Origin of the sequence: Sphingomonas sp. (assembly GCF_035910975.1) — a bacterium.
GTDB lineage: Bacteria > Pseudomonadota > Alphaproteobacteria > Sphingomonadales > Sphingomonadaceae > Sphingomonas.
In genome coordinates this window covers 892,913-910,312 of sequence record NZ_JAMHWM010000029.1, presented here as the reverse complement: position 1 = coordinate 910,312, position 17,400 = coordinate 892,913, and the positions used below count along the sequence as shown (strand labels likewise).

Below are 17,400 nucleotides of genomic sequence, written 5' to 3'. Positions count from 1 at the left end.
CGCGCGGGTGAGTCCCGAATTCCCTTGCTTCCATCGCCTGGCCACACCGGCTGGCCGTTTGCCGATGTGTCCGACAGCTCGGGTTCACCTGCGGCGCGCATTACATATCCTGTTGCGATGAAAAGATTCCATGCCCTGTCTGTCAGCGCGCTGGCGCTGGCCCTCGCGATGCCCGGGCCGGTGGCGCGTGCGCAGCAGATGGCGCCTGTGCCGACCCCGACGGCGGATGCGCTCGCTGCGCAGATTCGCATCCTGAGCGCCGATCCGCGCAATGCGCCGGCCCTGATCCTGGCGGGCGAGCTGAGCACGAAGCTGGGCGATGCCGCCGCCGCCCTGGGCTTCTTCGCCCGCGCGCAGGCGATTGAGGCGGGCAACCCGCGCATCCTGGCGGGGCGGGCAGGGGCGCTGATCCTGCTCGAACGTCCGGGCGAGGCGCTGCGTCTCTACGACCAGGCGGAGCGGGCGGGGCTGGCGATCGATCCGTATTTCGCGCAGCGCGGCCTGGCCTATGATCTGATCGGCCAGCCGGCGCATGCGCAGCGGGATTACCGCGCGGCGTTGCGCGATGGCGGCAGTGACGACGAGACGGTGCGGCGGCTGGCGCTGTCGCTCGGCATATCGGGCAAGCGCGACGAGGCTCTGGCCCTGCTCGATCCGCTGCTGCGGCGCAACGATCGTGGCGCGTGGCGCGCGCGGGCGTGCATCCTGGCGCTGAGCGGGGACGTGGTGGGTGCGCAGACGATTGCGGCCAACATGCTGATCGGCGGCAGCGCGCTGGCGCCGTTCTTCGCGCGGCTGCCGGCGCTCTCGGTGGCCGATCGCGCGTTCGCGGTCCATTTCGGTCAGCTCAACGCTAGCGTCGCGCGTGCGAACGACGCGCGGATGGCGCCGGTGCTCGCCGCGCTGCCGCCCGAGCCGGTCGCGCCACCCCCGGCGAGCCGCCCCGCGACGCAGGTCGCAGATGCCGCGGCACCCCGCGAACGTCGGCGCGAACGGGGGATCGCGGCGATGTCGCCCGCCGGCGAGCTCGAAACGCGCCGTCGCGTGGCACAGGCGGAGCGTCCGCCGGCCCCGAACCGAACGGCGTCCCGAGCAGCGTCCCGAGCGACGCCTGCGCAGCCGCCGGTTGTTACCGCATCCCGGCCGGTCGAGGTGGCGCAGGCGCGTATTCCGGCGCCATCCTGGGCGGTGACCGCCGACAGCCCCCGGCCTGCGCCAACGCCGACACCGTCGCCGACGCCCGCACCGGTGCCGGCCCCCGTCCCGGCGGCTGTCGCACCACCCGAACCGACACCCGTCCCGACACCGACGCCGGTTGTGTCGCGTCCGGCCGCGGAGGCCACCGACGCGCCACGTGTCGCGAGCGCGGCGGACCGCCCGCCGATCGAGATCGTGACGCTGCCGCCGCGGCAGCCCCCGGCGGCTGCGAGCACGCCTCCGCCTCCGCCGCCGCCGCCGCCTCCACCTCCGCCTGCCGTTGCGCTGCCGATGGTCGTGCCGCCGGTGCGCACTGCCGACGTCGCGCGCGGCAACAGCAGGATGCTGGCGTCGATCATCGAGGGGATCGCGGTGCCGGCGTCCGAGCTGGACGTCGCGCCCCCTCCGCCCCCTCCGCCAACGCCTCCTCCGCCGGTTCGGACACCGGCGCGCGTCGTGGAAGTGCCCGAGGCTGAACCCGTGCCACGGCGTGCGGCGGCTGAAGCGGCGCCCTCGAAGCCCACGCCGGCCGCAAGGAAGCCCGAGCCCAGGAAGCTCGAACCCAAGAAACCCGAGCCCAAGAAGCCCGATCCCGCCGCTGCCGAGCCGGCGCGATGGTGGGTGCAGGTCGCCGGGGGCGCCAATGCCGCTGATCTGGGCAAGGACTGGAAGCGGCTGACCGCCAAGTCGCCCGCGACGTTCAGGGGGCGGACGGCGTGGACGACGCCGCTGCGCGCGACCAACCGCCTGCTGGCCGGGCCGTTCAAGTCGATGGCGGAGGCGATGGCGCTGGTGAACCTGCTGGCCAAGGACGGCACGTCGGCCTTCGCCTGGCAGAGCGAGGCGGGGCAGAAGGTGACGAGGCTGGGCGTGAAGTGAGGGCCGCATCCTGGGCCGCCGATCCCCGACGCCACCGCGGGCGGCTGCATGCCGAGCCCGAAGCCGGCGCGCGAGGGCCCCGCGACGATTTCCAGCGCGACCGCGACCGCATCATCCATTCGATCAGCTTCCGCCGCCTGCGCCACAAGACGCAGGTGTTCATGGCGCCCGACGGCGACCATTTCCGCGTGCGGCTGACCCACAGTATCGAGGTGGCGCAGATCGGCCGCACGATCGCGCGCGCGCTGGGCCTGAACGAGGATCTGACCGAGGCGCTGTGTCTGGCCCATGACATCGGCCATCCGCCGTTCGGCCACGCGGGCGAGGAGGCGCTGGAGGAGGCGCTTTCGGGACAGGGCGGGTTCGATCACAACGGCCATACGCTGCGCGCGCTGACCCAGCTCGATTCGCCCTATCCGCGCTGGCCGGGGCTCAACCTGACATGGGACACGCTGGAGGGGCTGGCGAAGCACAACGGCCCGGTCCACGAGCCCGGCTGGGCGCTGGCCGAGGTCGATGCGGCGCTGCCCCTGTCGCTCGGCAGCCATGCGTCGCTGGAGGCGCAGGTCGCGGCGCTGGCCGACGATATCGCGTACGACAACCACGACATCGACGACGGGCTGCGCGCGGGGCTGCTGACGCGCGACCAGTTGCTTGACGTGCCGATGGTGGGGCGGGGGTGGGACGCGGTTCGCAATCGCTTCGCCGACGTCGATCCCGCGCGGCTGACCGGTGAGTTCGTGCGGTCGCAGATCGGCGTGATGGTCAACGACCTGATCGAAACGACGCGGGCCGAGATTGCCGCGCACCGCATCGAGACGGTGGCCGACGTGCGTGCGGCCGGGCGCACGCTCGCGCGTTTCTCCGAAGGACTGCGCGAGGACGAGCGTGCCCTGAAACGCTTCATGTACGCCAACCTCTATCATCATCCGAGCCAGCTCGCGGCGGCTGCGGCGGCGCGGACGGTGGTGAGCGGGCTGGTCGCGGCCTATCGCGACGACCCGCGGCACTTGCCGGAGGAATGGCGCGCCCGCCTCCCTGCGGCGGAGCCGGCGCGGAGCCGCCACATCGCCGATTTCATCGCCGGCATGACCGATCGCTACGCCATCCGTCGCTATCAGGAGATTGTCGGACCGATCGCGCTGCCCGAGGGCTTCTGACGCACGCTGTTGCGGCGACGTGACGAACCGTTTTGCCTGACACAGTTTTGCGACAGCGCGGGCGTAGTCCATTCTCGACAGGAGTCGTATCATGGCCGACGCAGCAATCGCGCTCAATCGCTTCGGGCTCGGCGCGCGACCGGGCGAGCCGGTGCCGGGCGATCCGCGCCGCTGGCTGGTCGACCAGTTCGATCGTTACCGGCCGCGTTCGCCGCAGCTGGCGTCGGCACCGACCGCACTCGATGCCGGGCGGCAACTGGTCGAGTATCAGCAGGCCCGGCAGGGGCTGCGCGCCGAGCGGCGGGAGATGCCGGCGATGGAGGGTGCTGCGTCGCCCGCCAACCGCCGTCCGGCTGGTCCGCGACAGGTGGCGGCGCAGGAGGCGGAGCCGGTCAGCGATGCCGAACGCGCGGCGATGGCGATGCGACGCGTGGGGCGGCAACTCTATACCGATTCGATCGGGCTGAGGATGAACGCCGCGCTGACGACGCCCGCGCCGTTCGTCGAGCGGCTGGTGCATTTCTGGGCGAACCATTTCGCGATCTCGGCCGATGGCATGCGCGTCGTGGGGTTCGCGGGTCCGTTCGAGTTCGAGGCGATCCGTCCGCATGTGCTGGGCAGGTTCCGCGACATGCTGTTCGCGGTCGAGCGGCATCCGGCGATGCTGCTCTATCTCGATCAGGCGCAGTCTGTCGGCCCCAATTCGATGTTCGCGCAGAACGCCGCCCGGCGGCCGCAGGCGGCGCAGCGAAGATTGGGCCTGAACGAGAATCTCGCGCGCGAGATCATGGAATTGCACACCCTGGGCGTACGGGCCGGCTACGACCAGGCCGATGTAACGGAATTCGCCCGCGCGATGACTGGATGGACGGTCGCGGGGCTGGGGCGCGGGGCGGGGCGGCAGGCGCCGGGCGAGCCGGGGGCGTTCCAGTTCGCCGCGCGACTGCACGAACCCGGCACGCGTACGATCATGGGCACGAGCTATCCGCAGGACGGGCAGGCGCAGGCCGCTGCTGTGCTCGACATGCTCGCCACGCATCCGGCCACCGCGCGGCACATCGCGACCAAGCTGGTGCGCCATTTCGTCGCCGACGATCCGCCGCCCGCCGCCGTGGCGCGGGTGGAGGCGGCGTTCCTGCGATCGGGCGGCGACCTGCCGACCGTATACCGCGCGCTGATCGCGGCGCCGGAAGCGTGGTCGCCGCGGCCGGCCAAGTTCAAGACGCCGTGGGACTGGTCGGTCTCGACCTTGCGCGCGCTGGGCCTCAACCAGTTCGGCACGCCGCAGACGGTGGGCCTCCTCCAGCAGCTTGGCCAGCCGACGTGGCGGCCGGGATCGCCCGCCGGCTGGGACGACCTCGCGGCCAGCTGGGCCGGCCCGGACGCGGTGATGCGGCGGGTCGAGGCGGCCGAGCGGTTCTCCAGCCGCAGCGGCCAGGCGGTCGATCCGCGTGCTCGTGCGGCCGAACTGTTCCCCGGCGGCGCCAGCGCGGCGACCACCCAGGCCGTCGCGCGCGCGGAAAGCCCCGGACAGGGGCTGGCGCTGCTGCTCGTCTCACCCGATTTCATGCGGAGGTAACGTCATGACCACGCGCCGCACTTTTCTCTCCACCGCCGGCTGCGCGATGATGGCCGCCGCCTTCGCGCCGCGCCTGGCGTTCGCCGCCGCGCCGACGGACAGGCGCTTCGTCTTCATCATCCAGCGCGGCGCGGCCGACGGGCTGATGACCCTGATGCCCTATGCCGATCCCGCCTATGCCGCCGCGCGCGGCGCGCTGGGCGAGGTGCAGGGGACGAAGCTGGACGGCATGTTCGCGCTGCATCCGATGCTCGCGGAATCGGCGAAGATGTACGCCGGGGGCGAGGCGCTGTTCGCCCATGCCGTGGCGTCGCCGTATCGCGATCGATCGCATTTCGACGGGCAGAATGTGCTCGAGAGCGGCGGCGCCCAGGCCTATGAGGTCAAGGACGGCTGGCTCAACCGCCTGCTGACCGTGCTGCCGCAGGACGGCCGGCGTGCGATCGCGGTCGCCGCGACGGTGCCGATGGCGCTGCGCGGGACCGTGGAGGTGGCGTCCTACGCCCCGTCCGCTCTGCCCGATGCGTCGGACGATCTGCTGGCGCGGGTGACGCAGCTCTACCAGGGCGACGCGCAGCTCCACGCGCTGTGGGAACAGGCGACCGCGACGCGCGCGCTGACCGGTGATCTGGCCGCCGACAACGGCCGCAACGCCGCCGCCACCGGCGCGCTCGCCGCGCGGCTGCTGGCGCCGGCCAATGGCGCGCGGATCGCGATGATCGAAACCGGCGGCTGGGATACCCATTCGGGCCAGCAGGGGCGGCTTGCCGGGCAGTTGCGCGGGCTCGACGCGATGATCGCCGCGATCAAGGCGGGGCTGGGGCCGCTGTGGAAGGACACGATGGTGCTGGTCGCCACCGAATTCGGGCGGACGGTGGCGGTCAACGGCACCGGCGGCACCGATCACGGCACGGCATCGGCGGCGATGCTGTTCGGCGGCGGGGTGAAGGGCGGGCGCATCCTGGCCGACTGGCCCGGCCTGGCGCCGGCCAACCTCTACGAAGGCCGCGACCTGAAGCCGACGACCAGCCTGGACGGTTTCATCGCCGGGGCCGCGGCGGCGCATTTCGGGATCGATCCGGCGCGTGCGGTGGCGGCGCTGTTTCCCAAGGCCGGGCCGGTGCGCGCGGTGGAGGGGCTGACGCGGGCCTAAGGCCGCTGCCCGCCCACGCCTGGTCTGGCGCGAGCGGGTCGGGCGCTTCCCAGCTCAGTCGGCGGCCACGATGCGCGGCGCGGCGCGATCATGGACGGCGCCGACCGCCGCACCCCGGGTCGAGGCGAGCGAAAAGCGCACCGGGCGGTTGGCGACATGGCCGCTGACCTGTCCGTCACGAACGACCAAGCGAAACTTCGATCCGCTGGGCAGTGCCTGGCCGGCAAGCACGGTGGTGCCATCTTCGGCCAGCGTTTTCTCATAGCGATAGGTCACGCCCTCGTGCGTGAAGCTCTTGGCGGGTTCGGATGCGACGCCGGCGGTGGCAGCGAGGAGGAGCGCGGGCGTGGCGAAGATGCTGAACAGCTTGAACATGGTCGTTCTCCTGGATTGAGACTTCGACCCGTCAGCCATCCCCTCCGCCAACGTCCGTGAAGATATTGCAGTGCGGCATCGCCGCAACCGCGTGCTTCGCGATCGCGATTGCAGCCGGCGCAATCGCGGGAAAGGGCGATGCTTGCCGTCCGCGCGCGCGGCTCGTAAGCGCTCGGCCGCTATGACACTCTATCCGCGCTTTGCCGCCCATATCGATTACGCTCTCGACGCGCTCGTCGCCTCGGGCCAGTTGCCGGCGGGGCTGGAGCGACGCGCGGTGACGGTCGAGCCGCCGCGTGACGCATCGCACGGCGATCTCGCGACCAACGCCGCGATGGTGCTGGCCAAGCCGGCGGGGACCAATCCGCGCGCGCTGGCGGAGGCGCTGGCGGGCGAACTGGGCAAGGTCGCGGGCGTCGCCGGTGTGTCGGTGGCCGGGCCGGGTTTCATCAACATGATGCTGGACGACGCGACGTGGCGCGATGAGCTGGCCGCGATCGCTGCGGCGGGTGACGGCTATGGCCGCTCGACCAGTGGCGCGGGCGTCACCGTGAACGTCGAATATGTGTCGGCCAACCCGACGGGCCCGATGCATATGGGCCATTGCCGTGGCGCGGTGGTGGGCGATGCGCTGGCGAGCCTGCTGGAGTTTGTCGGGCACCGGGTAACCCGCGAATATTATGTCAACGACGCCGGCGGGCAGGTCGACGTGCTCGCGCGCTCGGCGCACCTGCGGTATCGCGAGGCGCTGGGCGAGACGATCGGCGACATTCCCGAAGGCCTGTATCCGGGCGACTATCTGGTTCCGGTGGGACAGGCGCTGGCCGCCGAGTTTGGCGATCGTTATGCTGCCGCGCCGGAGGGCGAATGGCTGACGCTGTTCCGCACGCGCGCGGTGGCGGCGATGATGGCGCTCATCAAGGCCGATCTGGCGCTGCTCGGCATCCATCATTCGGTCTTCTCGTCGGAGGCCGAATTGCAGGCGGCCGGCAAGCCCGAGGCGGCCGAGGTGTGGCTGCGCGCGCGCGACCTGGTCTATGACGGCGTGCTCGAAGCACCGAAGGGCGAGACGCCGGAGGATTGGGAGCCGGTCGAGCTGCCGCTGTTCCGCTCCACGAAGTTCGGCGACGATCAGGATCGGCCGATCAAGAAGTCGAACGGACAATGGACCTATTTCGGTGCCGACCTGGCCTATCATTTCCAGAAGGCGGAGAGCGCCGACCAGCTGATCGACATCTGGGGCGCCGACCATGCCGGCACCGTCAAGCGCATCCAGACCGCAGTGGCCGCGCTGACCGAAGGGAAGACACGCTTCGACGTCAAGCTGGTGCAGATGGTGCGCCTGCTGCGCGGCGGCGAGCCGGTGAAGATGTCGAAGCGCGCGGGCAATTTCGTGACGCTGGCGGATGTCGTGCGCGAAGTCGGCAAGGACGTGGTGCGCTTCACCATGCTGACGCGCAAGGCCGATGCGCAGATGGACTTCGATTTCGCCAAGGTGGTCGAGGCGTCGAAGGACAATCCGGTGTTCTACGTCAACTATGCCCACGCGCGGGTCCATTCGCTGCACCGCCGCGCGGGCGAGGCCGGGATCGTGCTGCCGGCGCAGGCCGACCTGTCCCGCCTCGGGACGGCGGAACTGGCGCTGGTCAAGCGCGCGGCGCAGTTCCCGCGCGTGGCCGAAGGCGCGGCGGCGGCGCGGGAGCCGCATCGTATCGCGTTTTATCTCTATGACTTGGCGGCTGAGTTTCACGCTCTGTGGAACATGGGCAACGACGATCCGACCCGGCGTTTCCTGGTTGCCGACGATCCGGCGCTTACCGCCGCACGGCTTTTCTTGGCCGATGCGATCGGGCAGGTTATCCGCAACGGCCTTGCCATCATGGGCGTCGAGGCGGTCGAGGAGATGGGATCGTGAACCAGAGCGTGGGTACCGGGGCGCCCGACATCGCCGAGGAGGACCGGCTGCCATGGCTGGAATCGGCCGATGACGATTTCCGCGACGGCCCGTCTCCGGGCCGCGTGATCGCGCTGGTGCTGATCGGCCTGGCGCTGCTCGCCGCGGCGGTGTGGGCGTACCAGCATTTCGCCGACCGGCGGCTGGCGACCGGCACCGGCGAGACGATCGCCGCGCCCGAGGGCGACTATAAGGTCAAGCCCGACCAGCCCGGCGGCATGAAGGTCGACGGCCAGGGCGATACCGTGTTCCGGACGTCCGAAGGCGCAACCGCCAGCGGATCGATCGATACCCGCGCGCTGCCCGAGGCCCCCGTCGCGGGCAAGGCCGCGGCTCCCGCGCCCAAGGCCGGGCCGGGCGCGCCGAAGGTGGTCGCCGCAGTGCCTGAAAAGGGGGGGCGCCTCACCGCGCAGGCGCCGGCGGTCCCGCTGCCCAAGCTGGCGGCTGGAGGCAGCGGATCGTTGGTCCAACTCGGTTCCTTCCCCAGCGAAGGCGCGGCGAACGCGGCCTGGGCCACGGTGGCGAAGCGGTTCGCCTATGTCGGTGCGCTCGGCAAGTCGATTGAGAAGGCCGAAGTCGGCGGCCGCACCGTCTATCGTCTGCGCGTGAATGCCGGCAGCAACGGCAACGCGACGGCGATCTGCGGCAAGCTGAAGGTCGCGGGCGAGGCGTGCTTCGTCCCCAACTGACAAGTGGGTTCGGCCTGCGCTAAGGGACGGGAATGAAACCCGTCATCTTCGGCCTGTCCGGCCTGTCGCTTACCGCCGACGAGCGCGCCTTTTTTCGCGAGGCGGATCCACTCGGCTATATCCTGTTCGGACGCAATGTGCGGGATCGCGCACAACTGACTGCGCTGACAGCGGACTTGCGAGCGCTGTCGGGGCGGGACGACCTGCCGGTCCTGATCGATCAGGAAGGCGGCCGGGTCGCGCGGATGGCGCCGCCCGAATGGCCGGCGTTTCCGGCCGGACCGGCGTTCGATGCGCTGTACGACAAGGCGCCGTCCTCCGCGATCGCGGCGGCAAAGGCCAATGGCGCGGCGCTGGGGGCGATGCTGGCCGAGGTTGGCATCACGGTCGATTGCGCGCCGCTGCTCGACCGGCGTTTCGCTGAAACGGTGCCGGCGGTGGCCGAACGCGCTTTCGGCGGCGACGCGATGCAGGTGGCGGCACTCGGCCGCGCGATGCTCGACGGGCTGGCCTCGGCGGGGGTCGTCGGCGTCGTCAAGCACATGCCGGGCCACGGTCGCGCGGTGGTCGACAGCCACTATGAACTTCCGGTCGTGAGCGCGTCGGATACGGAGTTGGAGGAGGATATCGCACCGTTCCGCACGCTGGCCGGTGCGCCGATGGGCATGACCTGCCATGTCATCTTCAAGGCGTGGGACGCCGAACGGCCCGCCACCCTGTCGCCCACCGTCATCGCCGATGTGATCCGAAGCCGGATCGGTTTCGACGGGCTGTTGATGACCGACGACATCGACATGAAGGCGCTGTCGGGCACGCCGGGCGAAAAGGCGGCGGCGGCACTGGCCGCCGGATGCGACGTGGTGCTCGATTGCTGGGCGCGAATGGACGAGATGGTCGAGATCGCCGGGCGGATCGGCGAGACGTCGGATGCGGCCCGCGCGCGGCTCGATCGGGCGATGGCGGGCGTCGCGAAGCCCGGCGGGGTGGACTTCGCGGAGGCGATCGGCAAGCGGGACGCGCTGCTGGCGCTGGCCTAGCCTGTCGTTCGTGCTGAGCGTGTCGAGGCATCGTGCTGGAAAGGCGGCGCGAAGACGTGCAGGCCTTCGACTGGTTCAGGGCGAGCGGACGGATGGCGTCGGGGCGAACGCGCTGTTGGCTGGCCGCGTGACAAACATTCGATCGCTTGCTTAACTCGCCCGCGATGACGGCTGCCGATCCCGATACGCTGACGCTCGACCTCGACGGGTGGGAGGGGCCGCTCGACCTGCTGCTGGCGCTGGCACGCAACCAGAAGGTCGATCTGAAGGCGATATCGATCCTGGCGCTGGTCGAGCAATACCTGGCATTTCTCGAACAGGCGCGCTCGCTCAAGCTGGAGATCGCGGCCGATTATCTGGTGATGGCGGCGTGGCTCGCCTACCTGAAATCGGCGCTGCTGCTGCCGCGCAACCCCGAGGAAGTGCCGAGCCCGGAAGAGCTGGCGCTGCGGCTGCAACTGCGGCTCGAACGGCTGAACGCGATGCGCGAGGCTGGCGCCCGGCTGGTGGCGCGCGACCGGCTGGGCCGCGACGTCTTCCCGCGGGGCGTGCCCGAGGGCTTGCGGACGGTGCGCCATGCCCGTTGGGAAGTGGAAATCTATGATCTGATCGCCGCCTATGGCCGGATCAGCGCACGGTCGCGGCCGGTGATGCACGTCGTCGCGGCCCGCGACGTCATGACGCTGGAGGAAGCGATCGCGCGGGTATCCGACCTGATCGGTGTGCGGGTGGACTGGAGCGCGATCGAGAGTTTCGTGCCGGTCGGCGCGACCGGAGGCTATCGCAAGTCCGCGCTCGCCTCCAGCTTCGTGGCGGCACTTGAACTGGCGCGGCAGGGCAGGCTCGACCTGCGGCAGGCGTCGGCGTTCGCGCCGCTCTATCTGAAGGCCGCGCCGTGACGCCGGGCGAATCGCTCGCGCGCGCGGTGGAGGCGGTGCTGTTCGCCAGCGACGTGCCGATGACGCCGGGCGACATCCGGTTGCACGTGGGTACGGAAGCGGAGGTGGACGCGGCGCTGGCGGATCTGGTCGAGCGCTACGCAGGGCGCGGCATCGAACTGGTCGAGCGCGGCGGGCGCTGGCATTTCCAGACCGCGGCGGATCTTGCGCACCTGTTGCGCCGCGACCGCGAGGAAAGCCGCAAGCTTTCGCGCGCGGGGATCGAGACGCTGGCGATCATCGCCTATCACGAGCCCGTCAGCCGGGCCGAGATCGAGGCGATCCGCGGCGTGCAGATTTCCAAGGGCACGCTCGACGTGCTGATGGAGGCGGGCTGGATTCGCCCGGCGGGCCGGCGCGAGGTGCCCGGTCGCCCGCTGACCTATGCGACGACGACGGGGTTCCTCAGCCATTTCGGCCTGGCCAGCCGTCGCGACCTGCCCGGCATCGACGATCTGAAGGCGGCGGGGCTGCTCGATCCGATCGACCTGGCGTTCGAGAATGCCGTGGAAAATGTAACAGAGGACGACTAGATAGCACCCGACACAAGGAGTTGGTCATGGGTGGTATGAGTCTGGTTCACTGGCTGGTCGTCGCCGTGATCGTGATCCTGTTGTTCGGGGGCAGCCGTTTCTCGAACATGATGGGCGACGTGGCCAAGGGCATCAAGAATTTCAAGAAGGGCATGGCCGAGGAGGACGAGGCCCCCAAGGAGGCCACGCGAATCGAGGCGCAGAAGGCCGCCGAGCCGGCGTTCAAGGCCGAAGCCGAGCGCACCCGCGAGGAGCGCTGATCCTGCCCCTCTCCCTCGCTGCGCGGGCGTTCTCGCCGGCGCGGGCGGACGACTGAATGTTCGATATCGCCCCTACCGAGCTTTTGCTGGTCGCGATCGTCGCGTTGCTGGTGATCGGCCCCAAGGACCTGCCGAAGGCGATGCGCTTCGTCGGGCACTGGGTCGGTCGCGCGCGTGGCGTGGCGCGCCAGTTCCGTTCGGGCTTCGACGCGATGGTTCGCGAGGCCGAACTGGCCGAGATGGAAAAGAAATGGGCCGAAGAGAACGAACGCATCATGCGCGAGCATCCGATGACGCCGCCCACGACGCCGCAAGCCGCGCTGCCGGCGCCGGATGAAGTGGCGGACGCGGCGGCGGAAGCGGGAATGCCGGAGGACCAGCCACTTGTGATGGTCGAGCCGCCGGTCGTCAGGCCGGACGTGGACCTCGCGCCGTCGCCCCCGGTCGACAAGGCGGCATCGTGAGGGACATCGACGACACCCAGGCCCCGCTGCTCGACCATCTGATCGAGCTGCGCCGCCGCCTGTTGTGGTGCGTGGCGTCGCTTCTGGTCGGCTTCTTCGCCTGCTTCTATTTCGCCAAGCCGATCTTCTCCTTCCTGATCCACCCGCTGGTGGTGGCGGGGCAGGAAAAGGTGATTTTCACCCAGTTGTTCGAGGCGTTCCTGGTCCAGATCAAGGTCGCGTTTTTCGCGGCGATGATGCTGTCGTTTCCCGTGATCGCCAATCAGCTGTGGCAGTTCGTCGCGCCGGGGCTGTACCGGCAGGAGAAGAAGGCGTTGCTGCCCTTCCTGCTGGCGACGCCGGTGCTGTTCGCGGCGGGCGCCAGCCTGGCGTATTTCGTCGCCATTCCGGTGGCGCTGAAGTTCCTGCTCAGTTTCCAGGGAGATCTGGGGGGCATCCAGCAGGAGGCATTGCCGTCGGTCGGCAATTACCTGTCGTTCGTGATGCAGTTCCTGTTCGCGTTCGGCCTGTCGTTCCTGCTTCCGGTGTTGCTGATGCTGCTGGAGCGGGCAGGGATCGTCACCCGGAAGCAACTGGTCGGCGCACGACGCTATGCGATCGTCGGGGCGTTCGCGATCGCCGCCGTGCTGACCCCGCCCGATGTCGGATCGCAGCTGCTGCTCGCGATCCCCTTGTGCCTGCTCTACGAGATCGCGCTGATCGGTATCTGGTTCACCGAACGGAAGCGGGCCAAGATCGCCGCGAGCGAGGCCGCGGCCGACGCGACATAAGCCAACGGGCGACGCGCCCAATCGACGCGCCGCCCGTCCTAAGGTGCTGCGGGGTTACTTCGCGCCGTCGGCGGTCTTGGCGACGGTATTGCCCGCCGACGCGACGTCGCGGCCGACACCCTCGACCGTGTTGCACGCGCCGAGCGCCAGGGCACCGGCCAGCGTCAGGGCAGCAACGAACTTGCGCATGATCTCACTCCCAACATGGTTGCGCGCGAACAAGCGCGCGACGGGCATTTTCGTTCCGCTGCGCGAGCTGTCGGAGGTGTGGGAGCTATCATGCCGGGCCGGAATGAAATTAGGCCCGGACGCGCCACCGGGGGGGAGGGGGTAGCGCTTCCGGGCCCATGTCTTGGATAGCGAGAGCGGGGGGGCAAAATTTCACTATCCGCACTGCATAACGACGCATGGGGCGCCGGGTTCCGCAGCACACCGAATTTTTCGTGGGTAGCGGAACCGGTCAGTCGCGACCCGTCACCGCGATCTCAATCTCGAACGCGCCCACCAGCGGATCGTGGAACAGCTTCGAGCGCAACTGGCGCGACAGCCCCTCTATCACCCGGCCATAGCGGGTCGCGAGCAGACCGCGGATATCGTTCCCTTCCACCAGCGCGGGCGAACTGAGGCGCAGCACGGCGCGTTCGGGCGTCGCGGCGGATGTCAGCGAGATGCGGGCCGGCACGGTCGGGCCCGTCGCCATCGCCAGTTCCATCAGCTCGGTCAGCAGGAAGGACACCGCCACCGCCGTGTCCTGCGAGGCATAGAAGGGCTCGATCTCCAGCGTCACGCCGACGCGGGTTCGCGGCTCGACCGCGCCGGCGCGGATGCTGGCGACGAGTTCGCCGAGAACCGAGCGCAGGTTGAGCCCGCGATTGACCTCCATCTCCGCGAAATGGTGGCGGTGGACGACCGCGAGCGCATCGACCCGGCGCTGAATCGAGGCGTAGGCGGCGGTCACGTCCGGGTTGTCCGCGGCACTGCGCGCATGGAAATTGATGAGGCTGGCGATAACCTGCAGATTGTTCTTGACGCGGTGATGCACCTCGCGGGTGAGCCTGGTCTGGCGCACCAGCCCGTCGGCCAGGTCGCTTTCGTGTGCCACGACGGTGCGACCGAGCGCGAGGAACGCCTGATCGAGCTCGCGAATTTCCTGCGCCGGCACACGGCCGATCGAGATCGCCTCGAACGGCGTTCCGGGCTGGTAAAGCTGGACGCTGCGGCTGAGCCGGCGAAGCGGACGGATCAGCAGGCGATCGACGACGAACCAGCCCACCGCTGCCGCGACCAGCCACATCAGGAGCGGCAGCAGCATCGCGATCAGCGCCGGCGAGGTGATCGGCGCGGCGGGCATCTCCATCTCGAGTGCGAGCCCCTCGATCCCGATCGGCTCGACGATCGAATCGCGGCGGGCGAGCGGCGATCCGTCGAGGCGCCTGAGGTAGAGCGCAGCGTCGTCGCCACGCAGTCGCGCGGAGAATTGCGGGATGAAGCCGCTGGGTCGCCCGACCTCGGCAAGGAAGGCCGTCGGGAAGAAGGCAGCGGCCCGTGCCGAGCCGGTCGAGCCCGCGATCGCCAGTGTCAGCCCGCCGGCGGGATCGACATCGATCACTATCCCCGACTCGCCCGGCGAAACGGCCGCGCCGAGCGCCGTGCCACACCGCAGGTTGCCCGCCGCGTCATAGACGCCGAATGCGCCGCCGGCGGTTATGTCGGGTGCGAAGACTCCGCGCACGCGCGCGCAGGCCAGGCGATCATCGGGATCGCTCTCCACCGCCTCCAGCGTCGAGCGCAGCGCGTTCATGTCGCCGACGAGTTCGATGGTGAGCGTTCGGGCGCTTTCCGCCGCGGCGACGCGCAGGCGCGTGCGATTCTCGACATCGGAGGCGCGCGTGGTCTGATAGGCGGCGAAGGTGATGATGAGCGCAAAGGGCAGCAATGCGGCGCTCAGGATCGCGAACAGCTTCGCGCCGGTAGGCAGTCGGGCGAAGGCAGCGGCGATCGGTCGCCGCGATCGCGTCTCTGCTGGCGCGACCACCGCGGGGCCGGCCGTCGTCAGCCGAGCTTCTTCAGGAGATCAAGCATCTCGTCCGGGACGGATTCGGATACCGCATCCTGATAGACCGCCCGCAGCGCGTCGCCGACGTTACGGTCCTGGGCGCCGATCTTGCTGGTTCTGGCCGGGCGAGGCACCTTGTCTTCAACCTTCTTGGAAACCACCGCGCTCCCCCTGGCGCCCGGCGCGCCGGGACGTTTCGACTTCAATAGACACGCAGCCCGTAAGCACGGCTGCGCGAAGCCGTCCACAGGCATCGGGATGCACCTATGACACGGCTTCGGAACGGCGATGAAACCAAAGAGCCCGTCGTTTGTTCCACAGCGCAAGCAATTATCGGGGAGGGGGCATTCCGCACACCTCCGGGCGATTGCAAATACGGGTCGCGCGCACCACACCGGGCGGCGACGCAACAGGAGTATCGACCGGACATGTCGCTTGGACAGCAGCTTTCGCCGCACCTTCCCTTCCTGCGGCGCTATGGACGCGCGCTAACCGGCAGCCAGTCGCATGGCGACCAGTATGTCCGTGCGACGCTGGAGGCTATCGTCGCGGCGCCTGACGAATTCCCCCGCGACGTCGATCCGCGGCTTGGCCTGTACCGAACCTTTCAGGCGATCTGGAGCTCGACCCATGCCGACAACCGTCCTCTGCCCGAGGATGGCGAGGGGAGCGACCAGGAGGCGATCGCCCGCGCCCGGCTGGCCCGTGTCGCGCCGCTGTCGCGGCAGGCGCTTCTGCTGACCGCGATGGAAGGCTTTTCGACGGAAGATGCCGCCTATCTGATCGATTCGACACCCGAGACGGTGGACGAACTGGTCGCCGACGCGCTGGCCGAGATCGACCAGCAGACCCGCGCGCGCGTGCTCATCATCGAGGACGAGCCCATCATCGCGATGGACATCGAATCGATCGTTCGTGACCAGGGCCATGAAGTGACCGGCGTGGCGGTAACCCGCGACGAGGCGGTCGCGCTGGCGATGGAGGATCGCCCCGGCCTGGTGCTGGCCGACATCCAGCTGGCCGACGACAGTTCCGGGATCGACGCGGTGAAGGACATTCTGGCCGAATTCAACGTGCCGGTTATCTTCATCACCGCCTTTCCCGAACGGCTGCTGACCGGTGAGCGGCCCGAGCCGACCTTCCTCATCACCAAGCCGTTCCAGCGATCGACGGTGAAGGCGGCGATCAGCCAGGCGTTGTTCTTCGACGAATCGACCGTGCCGGCGGCGTAAGAAATTACGGACCCAAAACGGTTCTGGGGGGTTGAGGCGATATGTCGAACCATATCGATTCCGAAGGCCATCAGCATATCGACACGGAGGATGCGCGCGCCGGCGCGACCCCGGGGATGACGCGATACATCCTCGCGATGTCGCTCACGCTCGTCGTGATCGTCTTCGCGCTGATCTATCTCCTCACCTGACTCTAGTGGGAACAGCGCAGTTGCTCGCTTTTGAGGGCGCCTGCGCTATCATCCCGACGCCTCCCGATCGGATTGCGATGACCAACAGCGTGCCTGACGACGACGATGACGCCGAGACCCCGGAGGTCGTGCCGCACGTCGCGCTCAGCGATCCAGAGTTCAAGATACAGCTCGGCCAGGTGATCCCTCACCTGCGCGCGTTCGGCCGCTCGCTGTCGGGCAATCGCGACCTTGCCGACGATCTGGTGCAGGAGACGCTGCTGAAGGCGTGGGCTGCGCGCCAGAGGTTCCAGGCGGGCACGAACATGCGCGCATGGACGTTCATCATCCTGCGCAACCTGTACCTCAGCCAGATGCGCCGCGCGCGTTTCAAGGGCGAGTGGGACGATCTGGTCGCCGATCGCATCCTGGCGGCGCCAGCCAGCCAGGATCGTCACGTCGAGTTGACCGACATGCAGCGTGCGCTGCTCCACCTGCCGCAGCCGCAGCGCGAGGCGTTGATTCTGGTCGGCGCGGGCGGCTTTGCTTATGAGGAAGCGGCGGAAATCTGCGGCGTCGCGGTCGGTACGATCAAGAGCCGCGTCGCCCGCGGGCGCGTCGCGCTCGAATCGATCCTGAGCGAAGGGCGCCTGCCGTCGCGGCGCGAGCATGATGCGGGCGAGAAGAGCGCGCTCGACACGATCATGGGCGAGGTCGAGGACCTTAGCCGCGACCGGTTGCGCTGACGCCGCGCCGCTATCTGCGGACGCGGGCGTCGAGCTTGTCGAGCAACTGGACGAATTCGTCCGGCATCCCGCCCGATCCGCGATAGGCATCGCGCAACGCGTTCCCCACCGCGTCACCCATCCGCGCGGCGACGACATATTGGGGCGCGACCTGATTTTGCGAGGTACGTGTCATGCGGCTGTAACTCCCAAGCCGGGGGATTGTTGC

Annotated in this window: 20 protein-coding genes; 15 read left to right on the top strand and 5 right to left on the bottom strand. The window is 69.3% G+C overall.

Annotated elements, in window-relative coordinates:
- Positions 1 to 117: 117 nt before the first annotated feature.
- From VYI76_RS10835 to VYI76_RS10820, 4 genes are all read left to right on the top strand, one after another.
- Positions 118 to 2,076, top strand: a complete 1,959-nt coding sequence (locus tag VYI76_RS10835) for an SPOR domain-containing protein (protein ID WP_326524758.1) — start codon at positions 118 to 120, stop codon at positions 2,074 to 2,076.
- The gene (locus tag VYI76_RS10830; protein WP_326524757.1) at positions 2,073 to 3,236 is read left to right on the top strand and encodes a deoxyguanosinetriphosphate triphosphohydrolase; all 1,164 of its coding nucleotides are present in this window, start codon (positions 2,073 to 2,075) and stop codon (positions 3,234 to 3,236) included. Before VYI76_RS10835 ends, VYI76_RS10830 begins: the two co-directional genes overlap by 4 nt.
- A gap of 91 nt (positions 3,237 to 3,327) precedes the next feature.
- Positions 3,328 to 4,815 (top strand): DUF1800 domain-containing protein, encoded by a 1,488-nt coding sequence (locus tag VYI76_RS10825; protein ID WP_326524756.1) that lies wholly within the window; start codon positions 3,328 to 3,330, stop codon positions 4,813 to 4,815.
- 4 nt (positions 4,816 to 4,819) lie between these two features.
- Positions 4,820 to 5,968 (top strand): DUF1501 domain-containing protein, encoded by a 1,149-nt coding sequence (locus VYI76_RS10820; protein ID WP_326524755.1) that lies wholly within the window; start codon positions 4,820 to 4,822, stop codon positions 5,966 to 5,968.
- Between the two features lie 54 nt (positions 5,969 to 6,022).
- On the opposite strand, the gene VYI76_RS10815 is transcribed toward VYI76_RS10820, so the two are convergent.
- On the bottom strand, positions 6,023 to 6,343 hold the full coding sequence (locus tag VYI76_RS10815; RefSeq protein ID WP_326524754.1) for a hypothetical protein: 321 nt from the start codon (positions 6,341 to 6,343) through the stop codon (positions 6,023 to 6,025).
- 181 nt (positions 6,344 to 6,524) lie between these two features.
- On the opposite strand from VYI76_RS10815, the gene argS reads away from it, so the two are divergent.
- The 8 genes from argS to tatC all read left to right on the top strand — a co-directional run bounded on the left by argS (position 6,525) and on the right by tatC (position 12,988).
- A complete protein-coding gene (gene argS / locus VYI76_RS10810; protein WP_326524753.1) occupies positions 6,525 to 8,258 on the top strand; it encodes an arginine--tRNA ligase in 1,734 nt (577 codons plus the stop codon).
- Positions 8,255 to 8,986, top strand: coding sequence for an SPOR domain-containing protein (locus VYI76_RS10805; RefSeq protein ID WP_326524752.1), 732 nt, complete (start codon positions 8,255 to 8,257; stop codon positions 8,984 to 8,986). Before argS ends, VYI76_RS10805 begins: the two co-directional genes overlap by 4 nt.
- A 32-nt stretch (positions 8,987 to 9,018) precedes the next feature.
- On the top strand, positions 9,019 to 10,023 hold the full coding sequence (nagZ, locus tag VYI76_RS10800) for a beta-N-acetylhexosaminidase (protein ID WP_326524751.1): 1,005 nt from the start codon (positions 9,019 to 9,021) through the stop codon (positions 10,021 to 10,023).
- Between the two features lie 164 nt (positions 10,024 to 10,187).
- A complete protein-coding gene (locus tag VYI76_RS10795) occupies positions 10,188 to 10,922 on the top strand; it encodes a segregation and condensation protein A (RefSeq protein WP_326524750.1) in 735 nt (244 codons plus the stop codon).
- On the top strand, positions 10,919 to 11,494 hold the full coding sequence (gene scpB / locus VYI76_RS10790) for an SMC-Scp complex subunit ScpB (protein WP_326524749.1): 576 nt from the start codon (positions 10,919 to 10,921) through the stop codon (positions 11,492 to 11,494). Before VYI76_RS10795 ends, scpB begins: the two co-directional genes overlap by 4 nt.
- Before the next feature lie 26 nt (positions 11,495 to 11,520).
- Positions 11,521 to 11,754, top strand: a complete 234-nt coding sequence (locus tag VYI76_RS10785) for a twin-arginine translocase TatA/TatE family subunit (RefSeq protein WP_326524748.1) — start codon at positions 11,521 to 11,523, stop codon at positions 11,752 to 11,754.
- A 56-nt stretch (positions 11,755 to 11,810) separates the two neighbouring features.
- Entirely contained in the window at positions 11,811 to 12,218 is a 408-nt protein-coding gene (tatB, locus tag VYI76_RS10780) for a Sec-independent protein translocase protein TatB (RefSeq protein ID WP_326524747.1), read from the top strand.
- Positions 12,215 to 12,988 (top strand): twin-arginine translocase subunit TatC, encoded by a 774-nt coding sequence (gene tatC, locus VYI76_RS10775; RefSeq protein ID WP_326524746.1) that lies wholly within the window; start codon positions 12,215 to 12,217, stop codon positions 12,986 to 12,988. Before tatB ends, tatC begins: the two co-directional genes overlap by 4 nt.
- 54 nt (positions 12,989 to 13,042) lie before the next feature.
- Here the strand turns inward: tatC and VYI76_RS10770 are convergent, their stop codons facing one another.
- The 3 genes from VYI76_RS10770 to VYI76_RS10760 form a co-directional block, all read right to left on the bottom strand.
- The gene (locus VYI76_RS10770; protein ID WP_326524745.1) at positions 13,043 to 13,177 is read right to left on the bottom strand and encodes an entericidin EcnA/B family protein; all 135 of its coding nucleotides are present in this window, start codon (positions 13,175 to 13,177) and stop codon (positions 13,043 to 13,045) included.
- Positions 13,178 to 13,448: 271 nt separating this feature from the next.
- On the bottom strand, positions 13,449 to 15,023 hold the full coding sequence (locus tag VYI76_RS10765) for a sensor histidine kinase (RefSeq protein WP_326524744.1): 1,575 nt from the start codon (positions 15,021 to 15,023) through the stop codon (positions 13,449 to 13,451).
- Positions 15,024 to 15,040: 17 nt separating this feature from the next.
- Complete coding sequence (locus VYI76_RS10760; RefSeq protein ID WP_326524743.1) at positions 15,041 to 15,205, bottom strand: NepR family anti-sigma factor; 165 nt, start codon at positions 15,203 to 15,205, stop codon at positions 15,041 to 15,043.
- Positions 15,206 to 15,472: 267 nt separating this feature from the next.
- On the opposite strand from VYI76_RS10760, the gene VYI76_RS10755 reads away from it, so the two are divergent.
- The 3 genes from VYI76_RS10755 (at position 15,473) to VYI76_RS10745 (ending at position 17,192) form a co-directional block, all read left to right on the top strand.
- Entirely contained in the window at positions 15,473 to 16,276 is an 804-nt protein-coding gene (locus VYI76_RS10755; RefSeq protein WP_326524742.1) for a response regulator, read from the top strand.
- 41 nt (positions 16,277 to 16,317) lie between these two features.
- The gene (locus VYI76_RS10750; RefSeq protein ID WP_326524741.1) at positions 16,318 to 16,467 is read left to right on the top strand and encodes a hypothetical protein; all 150 of its coding nucleotides are present in this window, start codon (positions 16,318 to 16,320) and stop codon (positions 16,465 to 16,467) included.
- Positions 16,468 to 16,544: 77 nt separating this feature from the next.
- Positions 16,545 to 17,192 (top strand): sigma-70 family RNA polymerase sigma factor, encoded by a 648-nt coding sequence (locus VYI76_RS10745; RefSeq protein ID WP_326524740.1) that lies wholly within the window; start codon positions 16,545 to 16,547, stop codon positions 17,190 to 17,192.
- A gap of 10 nt (positions 17,193 to 17,202) precedes the next feature.
- Here the strand turns inward: VYI76_RS10745 and VYI76_RS10740 are convergent, their stop codons facing one another.
- Positions 17,203 to 17,367: a hypothetical protein gene (locus VYI76_RS10740; RefSeq protein WP_326524739.1), complete on the bottom strand. Its 165-nt coding sequence runs from the start codon at positions 17,365 to 17,367 to the stop codon at positions 17,203 to 17,205.
- Between the last annotated feature and the right edge of the window lie 33 nt (positions 17,368 to 17,400).